At 69.4% G+C, this 19092-nt stretch carries 11 protein-coding genes and 1 pseudogene; 3 read left to right on the top strand and 9 right to left on the bottom strand.

Translation table 11 applies throughout. The features are described from left to right. The first annotated feature begins 66 nt into the window (after window positions 1-66). A protein-coding gene (locus HPT28_RS25090) for an IS3 family transposase (protein WP_219094024.1) occupies window positions 67-1268 on the top strand; the annotation gives its coding sequence in 2 pieces (ribosomal slippage) (window positions 67-358 and window positions 358-1268; 1203 coding nt in all). 20 nt (window positions 1269-1288) lie between these two features. Here the strand turns inward: HPT28_RS25090 and HPT28_RS25085 are convergent. The 4 genes from HPT28_RS25085 to HPT28_RS25070 all read right to left on the bottom strand — a co-directional run bounded on the left by HPT28_RS25085 (window position 1289) and on the right by HPT28_RS25070 (window position 6749). Continuing rightward, on the bottom strand, window positions 1289-2218 hold the full coding sequence (locus HPT28_RS25085; protein WP_219094026.1) for a TniB family NTP-binding protein: 930 nt from the start codon (window positions 2216-2218) through the stop codon (window positions 1289-1291). Window positions 2219-2307: 89 nt separating this feature from the next. Continuing rightward, window positions 2308-4377 (bottom strand): Mu transposase C-terminal domain-containing protein, encoded by a 2070-nt coding sequence (locus HPT28_RS25080; protein WP_308119512.1) that lies wholly within the window; start codon window positions 4375-4377, stop codon window positions 2308-2310. Window positions 4378-4436: 59 nt separating this feature from the next. Beyond that, window positions 4437-5186 (bottom strand): TnsA-like heteromeric transposase endonuclease subunit, encoded by a 750-nt coding sequence (locus HPT28_RS25075; protein ID WP_219094020.1) that lies wholly within the window; start codon window positions 5184-5186, stop codon window positions 4437-4439. A 168-nt stretch (window positions 5187-5354) separates the two neighbouring features. Continuing rightward, a complete protein-coding gene (locus HPT28_RS25070; protein ID WP_219094018.1) occupies window positions 5355-6749 on the bottom strand; it encodes a TniQ family protein in 1395 nt (464 codons plus the stop codon). Window positions 6750-6938: 189 nt separating this feature from the next. Between HPT28_RS25070 and HPT28_RS25065 the strand changes: the two genes are divergently transcribed. Both HPT28_RS25065 and HPT28_RS25060 read left to right on the top strand, forming a co-directional pair. Continuing rightward, window positions 6939-7547: a hypothetical protein gene (locus tag HPT28_RS25065; RefSeq protein ID WP_219094016.1), complete on the top strand. Its 609-nt coding sequence runs from the start codon at window positions 6939-6941 to the stop codon at window positions 7545-7547. Continuing rightward, entirely contained in the window at window positions 7541-8965 is a 1425-nt protein-coding gene (locus HPT28_RS25060) for a hypothetical protein (RefSeq protein WP_219094015.1), read from the top strand. The genes HPT28_RS25065 and HPT28_RS25060 overlap by 7 nt, the downstream gene beginning before the upstream one ends. Window positions 8966-9389: 424 nt before the next feature. On the opposite strand, the gene HPT28_RS25055 is transcribed toward HPT28_RS25060, so the two are convergent. The 5 genes and pseudogenes from HPT28_RS25055 to HPT28_RS25035 form a co-directional block, all read right to left on the bottom strand. Further along, complete coding sequence (locus HPT28_RS25055; protein ID WP_219094013.1) at window positions 9390-11255, bottom strand: ATP-dependent endonuclease; 1866 nt, start codon at window positions 11253-11255, stop codon at window positions 9390-9392. Between the two features lie 380 nt (window positions 11256-11635). Next, on the bottom strand, window positions 11636-11845 hold the full coding sequence (locus tag HPT28_RS25050) for a hypothetical protein (RefSeq protein ID WP_219094011.1): 210 nt from the start codon (window positions 11843-11845) through the stop codon (window positions 11636-11638). Between the two features lie 292 nt (window positions 11846-12137). Then, entirely contained in the window at window positions 12138-14408 is a 2271-nt protein-coding gene (locus HPT28_RS25045) for a helicase associated domain-containing protein (RefSeq protein ID WP_308119510.1), read from the bottom strand. A 502-nt stretch (window positions 14409-14910) separates the two neighbouring features. After that, window positions 14911-15357: pseudogene (locus tag HPT28_RS27785) on the bottom strand (TniQ family protein); the annotation flags it as partial. Window positions 15358-15906: 549 nt separating this feature from the next. Next, window positions 15907-18618 carry a DEAD/DEAH box helicase gene (locus tag HPT28_RS25035; RefSeq protein ID WP_219094005.1) on the bottom strand — a complete coding sequence of 904 codons (2712 nt, stop codon included), beginning with the start codon at window positions 18616-18618 and terminating at the stop codon, window positions 15907-15909. Window positions 18619-19092: the final 474 nt, after the last annotated feature.

The following is a 19092-nucleotide window of genomic DNA, read 5'->3' as shown; positions in this document are numbered from 1 at the left end:
GGGCCTTGACCCCGGATCTTGGACACACGAGACACTGGATCCTGAGGATCTGAGAACGGACATCTCGTGGTCATGAAGAACTATCCGCCGCAGTTCAAGGCGGACGCGGTCGCGTTGTACCAGTCGCGGCCCGAAGCGACGATCCGGCAGGTCGCTGCCGATCTGGGGATCAATCCCGAGACGCTGCGTAACTGGGTCCGGGCCGCTGGTGCGAGCAGGCCCCGGGGACGCCGGGCCGAGGTGCCGACTGAGCCGCTCACGCCACTGGAGGCGGAGAACGCCGCTCTGCGCAAAAAGGTCCGCGAGCTGGAGGAGGAACGCGAGATCCTGCGCAAGGCGGCGAAGTATTTCGCCGGGGAGACGCGCTGGTGAACCGCTTCCAGTTCGTCGCCGACCACCACCGCCGCTACGGCGTGAAGCGGCTGTGCACTATCCTCGGCATCGCCCGCTCCAGCTTCTACTACTGGCGCCGCACCGCCGCGGACCGGGCCGCCCGGCAGGCGGCCGACGCCCGCCTTGCCGCCCGGATACGGACCGTGCACCGCGAGTCGGACGGCACCTACGGTGTCCCGAGGATCACCGCCGAGCTCCGCGAAGCGGGCGAGCGCGTCAACCACAAGCGGATCGCGCGCGTGATGCGGGGTGCCGGTCTGGCGGGCGTGCGTTTGCGCCGCAGACACCGCACCACGGTTGCGGACCCGGCCGCGGTGAAGGCCCCGGACCTCATCGGCCGCGACTTCAACGCAAGCAAGCCGAACACGAAGTACGTCGGCGACATCACCTATCTCCCGCTGAGCGGCGGGAAGTTCCTCTATCTGGCCACCGTCATCGACCTCGCCTCACGGCGCCTGGCCGGCTGGGCGATCGCGGACCACATGCGCACCGACCTCGTCACCGACGCCCTGGCCGCCGCCGAGCGGACCCGCGGCGGCCTCGCCGGGGCGGTCCTGCACACCGACCACGGGGCCCAGTACACCAGCCGGTCCTTCGCCGACGCCTGCCGCAAAGCCGGCGTCCGCCAGTCCATGAGCGCGATCGGCTCCAGCGCGGACAACGCGCTCGCCGAGTCCTTCAACGCGACGTTCAAACGCGAGACGCTTCAGGGCCGAAAGCACTGGTCCACCGAGGGCGAGGCCCGCCTCGACGCGTTCCGCTGGCTGCACCGTTACAACACCCGACGCCGTCACTCCCGCCTCGGACACCGCAGTCCGATCGCCTACGAGAACACCTTCCGAACGACATCACCTACGCTGACGCAAGCCGCATAATCCGTGTCCAGGAACCGGGGTCAAGACCCTCGTACGGCGTCGAGGGTGGTTTTGGTGATGCGTTCGGTGCCGTCGTGGATGGCGGTGATGGCGGCTTGGCGGATGAGTCGGGTGAGGGATCCGATGCGGCCGGCGGTGCGTTGGTGGAGGTAGGGGGCGTGGCGGGGGAGGGTTCCGGGTCTGTGGTGGGTGAGGTCGAGGGCGTTTTCGATGTCGGTGATGACGTCGCGGAAGGGTTGGCGGGTGCCGTGGCGGGCGGGGAGGGGGCCGCAGGTGATGAGGGTGGCGCGTCCGGCGAGTTGGGCGCCGCGGGTGCCGGTGAACAGGGGCGTGTCGGTGACGTTGATGCCGGCGTAGACGAACGTGGCGGGCAGGCGTTCGGTGAGGTCTTTCAATAGGTCGGCGGCCTGGGCGCCGGTGGTGGTGCGGGGGTTGAGGCGGTGGATCTCGTCGATGAGGACGAGTTGGACGCCAGCTTGGGTGTAGGTGTGGCAGACGGCGTCGGTGATCTGGGTCTGGGTCATGCGGGTGGCCACGGGGATGCCGAGGTAGCGGGCGAACTCGGTGACGAGGGTTTTCGCGGTGGCGCCCGGCGGGACCAGAACGTACGCCACGGGTGCCGCGCCGTGGGCTGATCCGGGCGGTGCCGGGTTCTTGCGGGCGTGGGCGAGGTGGCAGGCGCGGCCGACATGGAGGAGGGCGGTGGTTTTCCCGGCTGCGGCGGGTCCGGTGACGATCAGTGAGGGCCGGGCGGTGGTCTGCTGGTGGCGGCCGAGGACCATCAGGGTGCGGACCTGAGTGGCGAGCTGGCTGATAGCGGGGGTGCGGATAGTGACGAACGCGGAGTGGTAGGCGAGGCGCTCCTCGAGGCTGCGGGGTGGGTCTTCGGGCCGGGGCGGTGCGGGCGGGTCGGTGGTGGCGAAGCGGTGCCAGCCCTGCCAGGTGGTCAGGGGCCAGGACGGTTCGGCCGTGTTGTTGCTGCCTGTGCCGATGGGTGCGCTGCTCGTGTTCTGCGGTGCGGGTCGGGGGCGGGCGTTTTTCACCACTTGTCGGCTTCCTCGTATGCGTCGTAGAGCCCGAATCCGGTGGCTGCGGCGGGGCGGGTGTTGTCGTCGGGGAGGTCGTCGAGGTCGTCGATGCTGTCGTCCTCGTCGTGCTGCGCCAGCCCGTTGTGCTGCGCCAGTTCGTCGTGCTGCGCCGATTCGCCGGTGCCGGTGTCGTGTTGCGGATGCCGGGCGGCAGGGAGGGGCAGCGTGGTGGCGCGGGAGAGCAGGGCTTGTTCTGTGGTGGTGGCGTGGCCGTTGTGGACGCGGCGCATGAGCTGGTCGAGGGCGTCGGCCAGGTCGGCTTCGTGTTGCTGGCTGTCGTCGTGGTTGCTGTGGTGGGCGTGGGTGCGGATGTGCTGCCAGGTGTTGTCGTTGAACGGCTGGTGGATGTGGTCGCGGTGGATCCACGGGATCTCGGTCAGCTCGCCGTCAGGCAGACGCACCCAGATCTGGCGGACGTCGTGGGGGTTGTAATGGATCTCCCATTTCCCGCCGCGGCCGGCGACGGGGGAGGCCTGGCCGCGGTAGGGGGCGAGGAGATCGTGGTCGTAGGTGCGGTGGTGGATGCGGATGCCGGCGGGGGTGATGGCCTGCCAGCGCACGGGCAGCAGTTCGAGGTAGTCGCGGCCGGTGAGCGGGACGGGCACGTACCCGGCGACGGCGACCAGCGCGGCCCACATCTGGTTCGGGGTGAGGGCCTTCTTCGGCATCAGCGGGTGGCGCAGGCCTTCGTGGGGGCGGTGGTGGTAGTGCACCAGCCACTCATCAAGCAGGTCCTGGAGTTGGGGGACGCTGTAGCAGGCGTCTTGTTCGGTGTCGGGGCCGCGGCGGGTGACGTCGGAGCCGGTGTAGCCGGGCAGGTGCTGGCAGAACAAGTGGTTGATGGTGCCGAAGGTCCGCTCGACGATGCCTTTGGCGGTGGGGGCGTGGGGCGGGGCGGGCTGGACGCTGATGCCGAGGTGTTCGCAGGCGGCGGTGAAAGCGGCGGAGACGAAGATTTTGCCGCGGTCGACGACGATCGTCTCGGGCAGGACGACGGGCCGGGCCGCAGCCCCGGCCAGGCGCTCGTCCAGCGTGGCCAGCCGCTGGTGGGGGAGTGCGGCGTGGTCCATGCGCAGGATGTTCGGCCAGGTGGGGCGGGCGGGGTAGGGGACGGCCATCTCCGCGAGTAGCAGGGCGGCGTCGACGGCCTTGGTCGCGCTCGGGCACAGCACGGCGGCGAGGATGGCGCGGGTGGCGACGTCGACGGCGATGGTGAGTTCGGGGCGGGCCAGGCGCCCGTCGTCGAAGAGGGCGAGGACGTCCAGGCGGGTGGTGTCGACCTGGACCTGTTCGCCGGGCCGCAGCGCCGTGGCGGGGGTGAAGGCCCGCCCGTCGACGCTGGCCGACACCTGCCTCACGGGCCCGGTGGGCAGTTCACCGGGCCGGGCCAGGGTGGTGACGAGCCGGTACAGCGTGGCCTGCGACGGCGCGGGCACCGTGCCGGGCCCGTGCCGGTCCTGAAGGATCTGGTTGATCAGCGGGAACAGGCCGTTGATGGTGCCCTTGGAACGCCCGCGGCGGCGGCGCAGCGCCTCGCGGACGGCGGCGACGACCCGTTCGTCGGCCCGCCCGGTGGGACTGGAAGCACGGGTGGTGCGGTGGTCGAGCAGCCCCCACAGGCCCTGCTTGCGGTGGGCGAGCCGCATGCGCTGCACCGTGGTGCGCGAGACCCGGCCGAAGCCGAGCGCGGTCAGCTCCTCGGCCTTGGCCTGTTCCCGCTCGGCCAGCGTGTGCCGCTCGGGGTCGTACTGCGGCCGGACCACTCCTTCACTGCCGGGCCCGCCGGCAAGCCCGCACTCGACTTCCCGCACGTGCCGCCGCCAGGCCAGCGCCTTCTCACGCGCTGCGGCGGGGGCGGTTTCGAACAGCCCCCACTGCGGGGCCGCCTGAGGCGCATCGGCTCCGATGACGGCGAAGCCGGGGTCGGCGAACAGGTGCCCGGCGAGCACGGCCTGGCCGCCGCCGTCCGGGCCGAGGAGGTGGATCTCCTGCCCCGACAGGGCGACCACCTGCCACGTCACGCCACGGAACCGGACCCGAGTACCGGCCTTCACGGCCGGCCGGGCATCACGCCGCGCGCTCACCCAGCACCTCCCGTCTTGTCCGGGTCGCTCCAGCCCTGCGGGCCGACGGGGACGCGTTCGTGCAGCGGTGTGTCCAGGCCGGCCGTCAGCCGGCCGTGCCACAGGGCGTGGAAGACGCAGGGGAGGACTTCGATCGGGTCGCCGACCGCTTCGGTGCCCTCGATCAGCGGCCGTGGCCGCGTGAACGCCTCGACGACCGCCGCTGTCAGGCCCGGGCGGCCGGCGTTGCGGGGGTGGCGGTAGCCGGCCAGCCATTTCAGGTTGGCGGCCAGGACGTCGTCGAGCGGTGGAAGGCGCCGGTAGGTCCAGCCGATGTCCGCGCACGCCTGCGCCACCGCTTCGGCGGCCTTCTGCGCCCGTTCACCGCCCGCGTCGGGGTGGCCGGGGCAGTCGGCGAGCAGCGCGGTGCCGTCGGCACGGCGGGCGAAGAGCTGCGGCACCCAGGAACGCACCTGCCCGCGCGGATCACGCCACAGCAGCCGCACCGGCCGCCCCGCCAGACCCGTCACGTCCCGATCGCGGTCCAGGACCATCAACTGCACGCGCATCGCGTTCGACCCCGCGGCCACATGCCGCCCGGTGGTCGCCGACCACCACAGACCCGGCCCCCAGCGCCGCCCCGGGATCACTGGGAACGCCGACACCGGCGGCAGTTCCTCGAACGCCACGGTCATGGCGGCATCCGCCCACCGCTGCTGGACCGCCTGCCCCACCGGGTCGAGGAACACCGCCTCGAACCCGCCCAAGCGGCCCGCAGCCGCTCGCCCTGCCCGGCTCCTGGGCCGGACCGCTCCTGTGCTGGTCACCCGCGCAAGCCAAGCCGCCGCCACCGGCGCACACCGCCGTTTTCAGTATTCCTGCCACGAACGAGTGCCGTATCAGCTAACAGCCGACTCGCCCCCGGGCGCGCGGGCTCAGCCGCCGCTCTCCTGCCCGCCCGCGGTCAGCATTTCCCGGAGCACCTCAACGGGCACGTCCACCCACCCGGCGACCTCCTCCAAGGGCACCCCGCCGTTCACGGCCGCCACCGCAGTCCGTTTCCAGGCGCTCTCGATCAGGCCCGCGCTGTGACCCAGCCCGCGCAGCAGCCGCCGGGCGACGTCGGCGGTCGGACCGGTCTGCACCCCGCGCAGCTGCAGCAGCTGCTCCTGGGCGCTGTCGAGCGTGCTGGTGATCAGCCTGCGCTGCTCTGCGGGTACCGCAGCCCGCCACATCGTCCCAGAGCCGGGTGCCTTCTTCTCCTTGCCCAGCACCCGCAACTGGCCGGCCATGGTCGCGGCCTGGTGTTCCCGGCGCAGCCACGACGGGTCGTTGTCGTACCCGGGCGGCCCCCCGGCGCCGCGGCGAAGACGGATTACGCTGCCCATCCACGCGATGAGCGGCCCGCCGTGGTCCGTCGCGGCCAGCGGCCCCAGCCACCCCCGCCCCAGCCGCTCACCGAGCCCGCGGCAGAACAACCCGTCGGCGGGCAGCGCCCGCGGCCGCCCGGCACCGCTGTCCGTCCACACCAGCTCGGCCATGGCCGGGTCCAGCAGCGCGTCGGCCACGGCCACCACCTCCGGGAAGACGACCGCGTCCCGCCCCACGATCCGCCACCGCTCCAGATCACCCCCCGCATCCCCGCCCGCAACCTGGTGCAGGCGCCGCGGCCAGACCGTCTCCCGCTCCCACTGCAGGGCCTGCTCCCACCACCGGGCCACCACCGCCCCCGCCAGCGCGAACACCCGCTCCGGCTCCGCACCGGCCCGCACCGCCCGCCGCGCCACCCGGGCCCACCGCCGCTGCGCCGCCACCACCTCCGGCAGGCCACGCAGGTCGAGGTGTTCCAGAGGCTGGTCGGCGTCCGCGTCCAGCAGCCACCGCCCATGCCGGACACACACCCGCTCCCACCGCGGCGCGTACCGCACCACTCGCAGCGCCTGCCCGGTGCGCCGGGCCGTGCACAGCCGGCAGCCGAACCCCACCGGACCGGCCACCGCGCCACCGATCCGCCACAGCCCCACCGGCTCGTCATCCTCGGCGCGTAGCTTGGCATCCTCTTCCGCCCAGGACGGCAACGCCCGCGCCAGCACGGCTTCCTCGACGCCGCACGTGCCTGCCAGGAGCTGGCGTCCGGCCGCGTTCAGCAGCACCTCGGCGTCGGCCCGCGCGCCCCCGCCGTCGTGTCCGGGCGGGTAGTTGCGCCACTTCCAGCAGGCCCGCAACACCTTCGCTTCCATCCCGTAGCGGCTCGCGATGCGGCAGATCAGCGACGAGGTCGTCTCCCCCTGCAGGGGAGCGATCCGCAGGAGGCCGGGAAGACGGGTCACTCCACCACGGTCTCGTGTTCACCGCTCCGGGCGGGGGATTTCGCAGTAGCTGGCCGGTCCTCGGCCCCGTCGTCGGCCTACTTCCCTTAGGCCGTAGATCTCACTTTCCTGGAGTGGGCAGGCGTCGCCGTGCCGGGGATTCGGCCATTCGAGCGCACCGTGATGATCCGATCGCACTAAGCTACGCCTGTGGTGGTTGGCGAAGATGCTCAGGTGAAGGGCTTCTCGGGGGCCCGCAGAGCCAAGCAGTGGCTCGAGGGCACGATGCGCATCTTCGGCGCGTACGCGAACACGGACTCGGAGTCCTGTGGCCGTCGGCTGACTCTGTCCTGGCCGTACGGAGGCCGGACGTTCTCCTTCGATCTGGGGGGTGCCATGCGCGGTGACCCCTACCAGAACGACATGTTCTGCGCGGAGGTCAAGAACTACGCGCAACCCAGCGACCAGGGAACCCAGTTCGACGAGTTTCTCGCCAAGTGCTACGTGGCCGCCCAGGCCCAGCACCATCTCAGCGATCACTTCATGTGGATCACCTGGGCACCGTTCCGGGCGAACTCCTGGTCCACCCTCAACTCACCTGACCAGGTGGAGACCGCGGTCCTTCAGCACAGCAGCCGTGTTTTCGGCACCAGCGACCCCGAGGAAGCCCGAAAACTTCTGGACGCTGAACTCGTCCGGTCGGTCGCCGCCCGTCTGTGGCTGATCGTGCTTTCGGACAAGCAGGAAACCCTCCTGCCGCTCAAGGACTGGGCAGCCATTGTCGCCGCCGAACTCACCCGCAGAGAGGGCTCGTGGTGAACATCGTCGAGCAGTCGATCTCCCAGGCCATGGACGAGCCCGACGACCGGTTGATGTTCACCCAGGTCAAAGACGTAGTAGCCCGGCACCTGCGCCGTATGGACCCCGGTGCAACCGTCACCAAGACCGAGTTCTTCAACCACACCCATGTCCCCGACATGGTCCTCGAATGGCCCGGCAGGCCCCGCACACCGCGCCGGTTCATCTACCTGCGCACCACATCCGACCAGCGCGAGCTGGAGGACGACCTGCAGCGCCTTCCCCGTGCCGACCGGCCGGTGCTCCTGGCGCTTGGCCAGCTGCCCACCGCACGGCAGCAAGGAGATCTTCCCTCGCTGCCCGGCAGCAGCACCGCGCTGCTCCTCGACGCTTCCGCGCTCGGCGCACTCCAGCCGGCCGACGACTCTCCCGGCATTCCCCGTCTGGTGTCCCGCTCCGTTCTCGAAGGCGGCCGCGGCACCCTCGACAAAGCGGCGACCGAGGAGTTCCTGAACACGGTCGTCCAGGGAGCCGAGGCCGCCCGTGTGGGAGAACGCGTTCCCACCCGCGACGCCGTCGACGCCCTCACCGCACGGATGACCACCGACGTCGCCGACCGGATGTCAGCCTTCCTCGCCGCGCTCTGGCAGGGCGGCGGATCCACACTCGCCAGCTTCCCCGCACCCCAGCGAGGCGTCGGCCATCTCGACGAGACGGCCCTGATGTACCTCCTGGAATCCGAAGACATCGCCGACGCCGCGTTCTGGAACCGGGTCGTCCGCATGATCAGCCTCCCTATCCTGCTGCGCACCCCGGCCGCCGGCACCGGAAACCTTCAGCACCTGATGCGTGAGGCGATCCAGCTCTGGACCAGCCGCGTCTGCATGATCGGGCCCGGCGCAGCAGACGCGGACATCAGCCCGTGGCGCTGGGCTGTGAAGGCCGGCCAGCTGATCCTGCAGACCCCGCGGTTCCATGTGCTCGTTGCCCAGTCCCGGCGCCAGCTCCCGCCCGGGCAGGAGCACGACCTGCCCCGCCTCGACGAAGTGAGGAACAGGGCCGACCGCTTCGGCATCCCGCTGACCTCTCTTCGAATGGTCGTGACGGACCGCCACGTCGGATACGGCGGCCCCGGAGACGACATCTCCCACGACGCCCAACTCGACGGCATCAGCGACGCGCTGGGACAGGCCGAGGGAGTCATCGAAGCCGATGCCCGCATCCCCTCCGGCGAGACTCTCCAGTGCCTGTTCGGCACCGGAATCGCCAGCGCCCGCGGAGCACGTACCCAGGTACCCCTGGACGCCCTCCTCGGCACGACAACGCGCCTGCTCTCCGATCTCTCAAATGATGAAGCCGAGAAGATCACCCAGCTTCTCGGCGCCCAAGGTCCACCCCCCGACGCGCCATGGAGTCAGCCCAGTTTCGACGACATATAGGACTTGCGCGGGGCCCGCCAGCAGCGCTGAGGGCGCTGACAGAACCCGGTGAGGGTAGACAACGGCACCGAAGCTCCTCCAAGAAGCTGTGCATATGGTCTGGAGGTGTCGCGCGGGGTCCTGGTGATTTCCGGGCGGTGCCAGCTCGCCGGGGCTCTGCTCTCGCTCTGCCGATTGTCAGTGCTGCGTGGGACTCTTTGAGTACGTCACCGGCACAACGAGCGGAGAGTACTGAGGTGCATGCTATGGCTGTCCGTGTTCGCCATTCGGGCCCCCCTGCGCCGTCTGGATGCCGGTGGTGCGGTGAGGAGAAAGACCGGCATGGTCGGCGCTGGGTGTCGTCTGTGGGTGTGCACTCATGGGAGGAGCCCACCCGAGAGCAGCGTCTGAGCCGGATGCGAGCCCGCCGTGCACTGCGCCTGGGTCAGCTTTCCTCGGGCCAGTAGGCCAGTCCGGCTTCACGGGCTACCTTGATTGCGTCCTCGAAGGACTTCACCAGGGCGGGCGGGACGTCGGAGGGGTTGCGCAGCCGACGAGTCAACTCGACGACCATGCTCTCCTTCTTACGCGGAGCCTGCTCGGAGTGCTGGTACAGCAGGCTGTGAAGCGACTTGCTGAACTTGCCGGTGCTGCGCAGGTCTGCGACATCCTTGGGTGTCCACTGCTGCTCGTCCTTGCGAGGCCATTCGGCGTTCATGGTGTCGGCCCACTGATCGTCGCTGAAGACGTCCTCCAGCTCGTTCGGGTCTCCGAGGAAGAGGCAGTCCTTCTCGGTGAAACCGTACTTCTCCAGACGATTGAGGCTGAACTCCTTTTCCTTGTCGCGGATCGAGTCGCCGTCGACCAGGAACAAGACGGTGCGCTTGTGCTTCTTGAGGAATTTGGCGAAGTTGAGGGCGCCGTCGTTGCCACCGCAGTCCCACAGTGCGATGCCTGCGGACTGGATCGGGTAGCCGAACGCCAGCTTGAAGAGTGCCGGCAGTGCCGCGTACTCGGTGGGGCCTTCCACGCCGACGAAACACCGTTCGTGCAGGAGGACACTGTTGCGGAAGCCCAGGGAAACCGCCATGTTCGACAGAAAGCGCCGGGTGTCCTCGTCACTGTCCTCTGCGCCGAGCGACTGTACGTAGGCTCGTCCGTCCCTGCTGTTGAGATGCACGATGTCCTGGATGTCGACACCGTCGATCAGGTTCAGGGAGTGGGTTGCAACGATCACGGTGGACTGCGCGGCGGACGCGGACACCTTGATCATGTCCATGATGCGACGCTGGTGCTCATAGTCGAGGTGCGTGTCGGGCTCGTCATAGGCGATGATCACACCGCCTGTGACGCCGTCCTCCGCTGCTTCTGACAGAAGCTGCTGGCTGGCCTCCCACAGCGCCAGCGAAATCCGGCGGGACCGGCCCGCCCCGGCCGAAGCCAGTGACACGGCCCGTTGGCCCGGTGCCGCAGCGGTCATCGAGACGCCACTGACAGTCGGCCGGAACTGCACGGTCGGCTCCAGCGAGAAAGAGTCGAAGCCGCACCGTTCCTCGACCAATTTCTGCAGGCGGTCGGCATCGTCCTTGAGCAGGCCGGAAAAATCGGTCTCCAGATCGGTGATCTTCTGCCGGGTCTCCTCACGCAGGGTGTACTCGCGCAACTTCGCCGTCAGGATGCTGCGGACCACGGTGTCGGGAGTCTCCGCGGCATCGCCCCGGAAATAGAGGAGCTGCGGCAGGGCGCTGACCACGTGCTCAGGCGCCTGAGCCCAACCGGCAACCGTTGGGGCTGAGGCCGCATGCTCTTCGAGAACCTCGATCCAGCTCGCTTTGACGTTCGGCTGGCCCTCACGCAACTTGACGCCTACATCGGAGGCGAGGCTGCGGAGCTCGGGCGCCTTCAGGGAGGAGATGTTCCGTAGGGCGGGGTTCTGCGGCACCTGCGCCAGCCACTCAAGGCAGACGCCTTCACCTTCCACGTGTCGACGGCGCACCTGGATGGAAGAGGAGAGACCCAGGGCCTGCTTCTCGGCGTCTGACAGGTCGAACCGGCCTTCCACCGTCACCGCGATCGGCTCCGCGGCGTCATCGTCCGACGGCAGGGCAGCGCGCGCGGGTTCACTCTCGGCAAACTGAGAGATGTCACTGTCCGCGAGAGGGCGCTCGCCGAGCAGGAAAGCGATCGCGTCCAGGGTCGCTGTCTTACCGCAATCGTTGTGCCCCGTCAGGATGGTCTGCTTGTGGATCGGGATGCCCTGGACGTCCCCCAGCGAGCGGAAGTTGGTGACGCTGAGTTCAACGAGTCGCACAATGCTCCCTTGCTGTACGGCACGGACACGCGGGTGGCCAGCAGCCGTCAACGCGCCCTTGAAACACGCCACTTCGGGACGAGGTGGGAAAACTCTAGCGTCTGATGAGGCACGGGAGAGCTGGGATCCCAACGTTGCAGAGGGCACGTCAGCGCGTAGGAGAGCGACCGAAGATCCTATCCCGGACGACGGGAGCGTCACCTGGCCGCGATGGGAGAGCTGGTCTGGTGCCTTTGGTAGCGGTGCGGCCCGGGATCGAGGTAGAACTTCGCCTCCCAGACTCTGAGGGAGTTGAGCAGTCCATCCGCAGGCAGCCTTTCAGGAACACGGTGATGGTGTGACTGCCTGAGGACGGAACCGGGTAGCGCGGGTGCGGTTGCTCAGCCCTGGTCGCCGTTCAGGCCGCTGCGGCTGGTGATGGTCGCGACGATGGCGCGGGCGTGGTTGGCGATGGCGCGCAGGTGATCGGTGACCGTGGTGGCGGGTTTCTCGGCACGCGTGCCACAGGGCGCGGTTGCGTTCGAGGCGAGCGCGATGAGTCCGAGGCATCCGAGGAGCGTGGGCAGGAGGCTGCCGATGGTGTTGAGCACGGGGGCTATCCCCTCCAGCTTGACGTGACGTTGGGGCGTGCCGGGCGCCGCGGCACGTCGTCAAGACTGGTTGGAACTCGTGGAGACGGGCAACTTGCATTCCTGCAGGTCATGCCCTTACGCGAGGGGTGGACCGGTAGGTTGCCCACCAAGACTTGGTGGGCAACCTACCGGTCCACCCCTGCGGCCAGGGCATGGGCACGCCGCACTGAAAAATGTGTGATGCATTTCACAATGCGAGTTGACGGTTAGTCATACAGGGTCGCTGCACGCCTTGTTGGACTCCGCGATCTCATCCCGTGACGCCGGTGTGGGTGAGGAGCTGTCGCTGGCCAGGGTGGAGGGTGCTCCATTGAGCGCGTTGGACGTTGGCCCAGTGTTGAAGTGTGTCGGAGGCGGGTTCGTTCCCGCTGATCGCGGCGCGGTATTGCTGCCAGGTGCGGTGCCAGGTGTAGGGCCAGGGTGGGTTCCACCACGGGTCCAGGGCGGTGAGCGCCTCGATGGTGGCGCTGGAGAGGGTGCCGGCGCGGGCTTTGCGGCGTTGCTGGCACAGCCATCTGCCGAGGGGGAAGCCGTCTTGTCGGGTGTGTTTGTCCGGGGTGAGGTGGCCGTGTCGGGTGGCGTAGGCGTGTGCGTGGTCGAGTCCGGGGCTGGCGGGGTAGGAGCGTGTGGCAGGGGCGGGCTGTTCGCTTACGACAGCGTGGGGTGTGATGCCGAGGGCGGTCAGAAGGTTCTGCTGGCCGGGGTAGAGAAGCTTCCAGGACTCCTGCTGGACACGGGCCCAGCGGCCAAGGCCTCGGGGGAGGTTCGTGGCCGGTACGCCGTCGGCACCCGCAGCTGCTGTGCGGAGGCGGTGGTAGGCCTGCTGCCATTGCAGGGGCCAGGGCGGATTCCACCACGGATCGATCATGGCGAGGGCTTGGGCCCGGGCGGGGGAGAGGCGTCCCTGATGGGCGCGTTGTCGTTGCCAAGCCAGCCACCTTCCCAACGGGAACCCGTCAAGGACGGTGCTGGCGGGCGCGGCGATGTGGCCGTATTCGGCCGCGTAGGCGCGAGCTTGTGCGAGCGCGGTGTCCAGGAGATCGGGCTCGGCGTGTGGAGCCGGTGGCTGGGCGGCGCGGGCTGTTTCGGCGGTGATGCCGATCTTGGTCAGCAGGCGGTGCTGTTCGGGGTGGAGTGTGCCGTAGTCGACACACTGACGCCTCAGCCAGCCGGCCAGCTCCTTCTCAAGGCCCGGAATGCCGGTACCACCACTGCTGTCGGCTGCGGGCGCGGACTCTGACCGCTTGCGTTCGCGGCTCCAATTGCGTTGCCACTCCAAGGACCAGGCCGGGTTCCACCAGGGGTCGAGCGCGGCGAGGAGCGTACTGACCGGCCATGTGCTACCCGTTGCCCGGTGGTGCTCCCGCGCCTGGTGGCGCTGTTCGCTCAGCCACCGGCCCAGCGGAAACCCTTCATGACAAGCTTTCAGGGGCGTGGCGAGGTGGCCGTGTGCGGCGGCGTAGGTGCCCGCGTGGGCCAGCCCGGGGCCCGTACCGCAGAGCTGCGCGATGATTTCGTGGGGGCGAGCAGCGGCGGTCTCGGCGGTGATGCCGAGCTGCGCCAGCAGATGCTGCTGCGGCGTATGCAGCTGCTTGTAGCCGGTGCACTGTTTGGACAGCCACGTGGCCCAGCCGTCACTGCTGTCCGGCCAGCTCCCTTCCGCGGCCCCTTGGTGCCGGTCTCGGGCATGAGCGCGGATCCGGTGCCAGGTGCGTTGCCACGCCAAGGGCCACGGCGGGTTCCACCACAAGTCGATCGCGTCGAGCACCTGAAGGTGCGCGCGGGGCTCCTCCTGGCGGCGGGCGCGGACACGCTGGGCATTGAGCCACTTTCCGAGCGGAAAACCCTGGTAGGAGGTGTTCCTGGTGGCCAAGGCCAGGCATCCGTGTTCGGCGACGAAGGCGCGCGCACAAGCAACAGCCGTATCAATGCCAGCTGTCCGCCTCGTTCGGCGCGGGCGTGCGCTACCGACGGCCTGGGCCGTGAGGCCGATGCCGGCCAGGAGACGGCGCTGTTCGGGATGGAGTGAGCCGTAGTCGGTGCACTGCAGATACAGCCACTCCCCGGTCAGCACGTGGGTGTCGGGGAACCCGTCGGCGGCGTTGAGGGGGCCGTGGCGTCTGACGTGGTCGAGGGCACGGTAGTAGGAGCGCTGCCACTTCACCGACCAGGGGACGTTCCACCACGGATCCACCTCCTTCAGGGCGATGGCCTTTTCTTCAGGCAGGGCCAAGGCATGGGCCTGCTGGTTGTGCACCCATTTCCCCAGGGAAAAAGAACCGACTCGGGTATCACGGTGAGTGGCGAGGTGGCCGTGCTGGGCGGCGTAGATACGCGCATGGGCCAGGCCGGCGGCGAAGGCCCCTTCGGCGTGCACACTGTGGTCCCGCAGCCGCTTCTGAGCCGGCAGACCCTCTGCACCCGCGGCCTGCCGACGCTGGTAGCCCGCGAAGAACGTCGGCGAGAGGCCGGGGCCGGAGAGCCAAGGGGACCTGCCACAACCGCTGCTCGTCGTCTCCACTGCCGCCCTTGGTACGGACGCACTGGTACGTCCAGGCAAACAGCGGTCCGTGGGTGCAGGCGGCCAGACGCTCGGCGAGCCACGGTCGCCGCAAGCGATGGCCCAGCTCGCTGGGCACGCAGGGCACATCAGCCAACCGGTAGGGGAGGTGACCACCACCGTCAGCAGCGACACGGAGCCGCCAGACCCGGCTGGCCAGAAGCGCGGCGAGGGCGACGGTCTCGGGGTAGGTGACCAAATCCCGCGCCAGGATCCGCCACCGCTGCGGATCCTCGCCCGCAGGCATGGCCGCCTCCAGCCGCATCGCCCACAGGCGCTCCTCGGGCCACACCTGCGCCCACCACCAGGCTGTGACCGCCTCAGCAACCTGGAACGCCGAAGCAGCGACGGGCGAGCGGCGCATCAGCCTCCGGTGATCGGCCTGCGCCTGGACCACCTCCGGACATCCGGCCAACCTGACGACACGGCCCTCGATGCCAGGCACGCCCATCAGCCAGCACCGGTGACGTGGGCAGACTCGCTGGTGCGCCGCCAGGTACACCCGGGCTGGTGCAACGCGACCGGTCCGCGCAGCCACACAGCCCGGGCACGCTGGGCCCCAGGCGGCAACCGTCTCCACTCCGTTGCGGAACCGCGCCGTCGGCCTCTCCTTCGAGGGGCCCGGTGGCTCCTCCCGCGTCCAGGTCGGCAACGCACGGCGTAAGCCCACGTGCGGCACACGACACAGCGCCGCGACCCGGTCCCGGGCCGCGGCGTTCAGGAACACCTCACTGTCGCCCTGCAGAGCCCCGACGACGCCCTGCTGGCCAGCCACTTCGGTAACCGACGACAGCAGACTCCGCACCGTCAGCCCGTAACCGTCCGCGATCCGCCCCAAGAACGACAGCGTCATCTCACCCTGCAGGGGAGCTACCCGAAGGGCACCCGCAGTTAGCAACAGTTTCCCCACCCATCCCGTGGCTTGTGACAAAGACCGTGCTTCGGCTCAGACGAGCTGTGACTGAGCGGCACAGTTGGCCAGTGTGGCCGACTGGAGCACTCGCCGGTCCGCGACGAGATCAGCCGCCCCGGGCCAGCCTGTGTGCCTCACCCGCGGGCAGCCGATTGGTCGGCCGCAGACGTGGATGCAAACGCGCACGGTCCCTGCGATGGCTGCCGCCGCACCGGTAGGCGCGCCGCTGGTTCGCGGCATCGACGCCCCGCCTGTCTGCGACGGGCTCCAGTGGCCCCACCAGAACGGGTTCCGTTGGCGCCACCAGGTGTTCGACTGTCGGGTCGGTGGGCGGTCGGTGCACAAGCGGCACCTGCGAGAAGAGGCCGTCCGGGGCTCCAGTGAACTGTCGGCCGCCCGTTCGAGGGGCGGGGCTAAGTCAGTCCGTCCGGGTGGGGCCAGCGAAGCCGTTCAAGACACCCCGCCCAACTCTTCTAGGCGGTGGCCACCCCGTCGCTCCGCACCTCGGCGGATGAGTCTGGTCGTCGTCGCCGGGCCCTCCCAGATTCAGTGCACCGCCCAGTGGAGTCCAAGACCGGCCAGCGCCGTCCGCCGCTCCTCGCTAAGCTTTGCCCGCCGGGTCTTCTGATTGGTGAGCCATACCCCTAGCAAGACAGCCACAGGAGCGCCGTCCTCGTTGGCGGGGTGGAGAAGCTCTTCGTGCTGTCGTGGGACCTTCAGGTGGCCTTCGCGGTTGAGGTATTGGCGGGCGGCGGCCAGACCCCGCCCGAAGGCGTCCAGCCCCTCCAGGCCGGGCACGGCCGGCACCTCTCTGCGCTGCGCCTCGGTACCGGCCGTCGCTGCGGGGGCTTGGATACCGAGCTTCTCCAGCAGCTCCTTCTGCTCGTTCCGTAGCTGGGCCCAGCCGGTGGGGCTGGTCTGTCGCTGCAACCAGGTGCCGATGTCGATCCCGTCGGCCCGCGTCCCCGGGCGTACCTCGGGCGCGCGGTCCCCGCGGTCTTTGCCGTCTTCGTGGTGCAGGTGGTGGGCGAGGGCGGTGTAGCGGCGTTGCCAGGAGACCGGCCATGCCGGGTTCCAGTACGGGTCTATGTCCCGCAACGCCGTATCGCGTGCTTCGGTCAGCACCATGGTGCCTTTCCGAAGATTTTCTACCCATTGCCCGACCGCGAATCCGTTGATCACCGCATCACGCGGCGCGCACACGGTGCCGAATTCCGCGTAGTAGGCGCGGGCGGCGATCAGCCCGTGTTGGAAGCGGGCGTCGGCGACGTCCCAGACCATGCCCAGTTCGCCCAGCAGCTCCCACCGGTGTGGGCGCAGCCTCCCGTCGCTGAAGGCCCGCCGCTGCTCGCTGACCCACCTCCCGACCGGATAGCCCTGCTCGTGGGTGTCGGTGGCGATGGTGGCGTCGGTGGGTACGTGTGCGTTGCCGTGCCAGGCGACCCATTCCCGGAGGGCTTCGTAGCCGGTGAGCCAGACCTCGCTGTCGGGTTGGAGGACGCGGGTGCGTAGCCACCGTGCGATGACGGCCGGGTCACGGGGCTGGGTGAACCGCAGCAACGGCACCCCCACCCCCCTCCCAGCCGTCCCACCCTGCTCCTGGCCGTGGCCCTCGTCGTCGTGCCCAACCTGCTGCTCCTGGTCGTCTTCGTCCTGGCCGTACTCGCCCCGCTGCGCCTGGCCCTCCTGCTGCTCCTGGTCGTGCTTGTCAGCCCGGCCGCCTGCCGTGTGGCCGGCCTTGGTGGGCTCGGGTGTGCCGGGGTCGAGTTCGACCACTGCCGTCGGTTCGCCGGAGGCGGTGCGGGTGGCCAGCATGAGCCGCTGCGGGATGCGAGCATCGTGGCTTTGGAGGCCCTGAAGCACTTGAATCAAGGGGCGGTAGGCCCCGGAGGTCATCATCGCGTCGGGCTGTTCCCCGGGCGCGAGGTATACGGGCACGATGATGCGTGCGACCTTGCCCTCGCCGGGTTCCTGGCGTAGTGCGCGGCCGAGGATCTGGACGATCTGGACGGGGGAGGAGCGTGCGTCGGCGAGGACGACGCCGTCGACGCCGGCCCGGCCGCGGATGTCGACGCCTTCGGCGAGGACCTGGCAGGAGGCGAGGATCTGTACGTCGGCGATCCATCCGTCGTCGGTGATGCCGTCCGCGAACCGGGCCAGGACCTCCCGCCGGTACGTGGCGGGGTGTTCCCCGGACAGCCACTCCGACCCGACCCGGGCCGGGTACCGCGCCGGATCACCGGCATACAGCTCGCCGGCCGTGCCGGGCAGGGAGCGGGCCATCGCCATCGCGGCCAGCGTCGTGGAGTGGAAGGTGAGCAGCGACCGCCCGCCGACGTCGTCCAGATGCGTGAGCAGCGCGGCTTGCAACGCGGCCAGACGCCGCCCCTGCACCTCCTCAGCGCCCGCTTCTGGGCCTGGCGCCTGGGGGTCGGTGATCTCCAGCACGTCGACCTCCCACCGCGCCAACAAACCCCGCTCCACACTTTCCAACAGCTCCAGCTCGAACAGCACCGGCCCGTAGAGGCGTTCGTCGTCCATCGAGGCCACCAACCGGCCCTCACCACCGGACACGGGCGGGGCCTCCCACAACCGCGGCGTCGCCGTCATGAACAACCGCCGCACCGCCGGCACCCGTGCGCCATCCAGCGCCGCCGCCCACGCCTTCCCCAGATCCCCCGACGTGCGGTGCGCCTCATCCGCCACTAGGAGGTCGAAGGCAGGCAGAGATGGCCCGGTGAAGCCCTCACCGTGCACCGCCCGCTCCAGCACCCCACGCCGGGCCCGTACGGCGTTCTGTGGCCCGTCCACGCCTTCCTCGCCGTCGTCCTGGCGGGCGGTCTGCGGCACCAGGGAGGCGTATGTCGCCAACACCACCACCGACCCAGCCTCGGCCACCCACCGCGCCAGCAGCGCTGGATTGGTGGTGCACCGCACTCCCAGCGCGTCCAGCAGCGGATCGTCCTCCAGCGAGCACACGGCGACCATGCGGCCCCGGTGCCCGGCACGCCGCCACGCCTCCGCTGTCTGCGCCAGCAGGTCCAGCGTCGGCACGAGCACCCCGCACCGGCCATGCGGCACGAGACGGTGCGCGGCAGCAGCGGCCGTGATGGTCTTCCCGGTGCCGGTCGCCATCACCACCGTCCCCCGCACATCTCCCGCGCCCACGTCGGAAAGGCCGCGCAAGATGGCCTCTACGGCCTCTTTCTGATGCGGCCTCAGGGTAAAAGACCCGACCGCATCAGCATTCTTGTCCACCGGTTGATCTCCTGTGCGAGTTGGACCTGATGACGGAATTACGCCACCCCGGATGCGGCCACTCTTCCCCTGAAGGGAGCGCCCCCGAGTTTTCCCAAGCGCTACCCGTGATGCATCACCGCTCAGAGCGACACGACCACGGCCAGAATTCCCCACCAGCCCCCACCTGTCAAGCCGTCAGATGGGGGCGCACATGTGTTCCTCCGAGCCCATCTCTCCCACCACTCCGGACACAAGCCGCCCCTCCCCCTGACGCGTAGCCAGCCTGTTTGTACAGTCACATCCTCTCATGGGGAAAGACGCTGACTGAGCGTCACCACGACCGGAACGTGTGCGGTGAATTGCGGAGCAATTCACATGCAATTCGCGGAGCGAATTGCTAGGGATTCCGAAGGAATCCCTTCCCCGAATTGCGGAGCAATTCGGGAGACGTCGCGTAGCGACGTGCGTCGTTCCTGCGGAGCAGGACGCGCG

Origin of the sequence: Streptomyces sp. JJ38 (genome assembly GCF_019303475.1) — a bacterium.
Taxonomy (GTDB): Bacteria; Actinomycetota; Actinomycetes; order Streptomycetales; family Streptomycetaceae; genus Streptomyces.
The sequence above is the reverse complement of the archived record's forward strand: the minus strand, read 5'-3'. Positions and strand labels throughout refer to the sequence as shown.